Raw genomic sequence first — 1,307 nt, forward strand, 5'->3', positions numbered from 1 at the left:
TTTGACACGGGCATATGACGCATGAGGGTCAAGGCTAATCCTCAAAGTCTTTACTGGAATGTTTATGACACCTTCCCAAGGAGCTCGAATTGTCCACGTTTTTTTACAGGATTTACAAAGGGCACGAGGCAATCGGCATTTTAATACAGTTTTATAAGTCCACATTTGTAGATGATCCCATAGCCTTTCATTTGCATGATCTTTTATAATTAAATCGGTTCTCTTACAACAAGGGCATTCCATACCTTCTAAAAGTTTAGCTGTATCTTTAATTGTCACTTCAATACATGATTGCTCTGCCAAAACTTCTAGTTTACTAACTTCCCATTTATCCCCGAGATTTAACATTTCTGCAAAAAGTTGTTCGGTCATCATTAGCTCCTATTTTGATAAGCTTAACAATACTCCTTGGAGCATCTATCCACAAAAAATGAGAAAGAACCAATTCATGCTATGTTATATGTAAACAAAACCCCTCAAAACAGTCATTAGGTTTGCATAAGATGTATAAAAATACGGGCTCAGAGCCCAAAATGGCCAATTTACCTTATTTTCTAGATGGTACACTCAATATCAATCAAATAAGGGTTCTTTAATTGTTGATGCCAGTTGTGTTCCTGCTGATATTCACTACCCAACTGACCTTGGATTGCTAAATAAAGCCCGTGAAAAAACTGAGGAAGTAATCGATATCCTTTGGTGTCATCGCTCAAATACAGAAGATAAAGTTAAGCCTCGAACTTATCGTGAAGATGGCAGGAAAAGCTTTTTAAGTATTGTTCTAAAAAAACGTGTTTCGAAAAAGAAAAGACGTGAGGTGATTAACAGACAACTCCATTGCGTAAGGAGGAACCTAGCCAGTATAGATGAACTCAAAAAGTATGCCGATCTTACTCTATTGAAGCCTAGTTTATATCGTGAACTTCTGGTGATCGGGACACTTTATCAACAACAGCAATACATGTACGATAACAAAGTAACAAGCGTAGATGATCGCATCGTAAGTATTCATCAACCACATATCCGTCCCATAGTTCGGGGGAAGGCGGGAGCTCATACGGAATTCGGAGCAAAAATATCTATCAGTGTGGTCGATGGCTGGACCTTTACCGATACGATTAGCTTTGACTCTTATAATGAAGGGACCGAACTGATTTCACAAATTGAAAAATACAAAGAACGATTCGGTTATTATCCCGAATCAACACATGCTGACAAATCTACCGAAACAAAGAAAATCGAGCACATTGTAAAAGCATGGGATAAGATAAGTGGTCCCAGTCTTGGAAGCCTCCCAAAGATGAAAA

Annotated in this window: 1 protein-coding gene and 1 pseudogene; one reads left to right on the forward strand and one right to left on the reverse strand. The window is 38.3% G+C overall.

Features of this window, described 5'->3' with window-relative positions; translation table 11 throughout:
- On the reverse strand, nucleotides 1-375 hold a 375-nt coding region (locus LNTAR_RS24660), incomplete at its 3' end, for a transposase family protein (RefSeq protein ID WP_238527803.1).
- A 202-nt stretch (nucleotides 376-577) separates the two neighbouring features.
- Between LNTAR_RS24660 and LNTAR_RS24665 the strand changes: the two are divergent.
- Nucleotides 578-1,307 (forward strand): annotated as a pseudogene (locus LNTAR_RS24665) (transposase family protein); the annotation flags it as partial.

Origin of the sequence: Lentisphaera araneosa HTCC2155 (genome assembly GCF_000170755.1) — a bacterium.
GTDB lineage: Bacteria > Verrucomicrobiota > Lentisphaeria > Lentisphaerales > Lentisphaeraceae > Lentisphaera > Lentisphaera araneosa.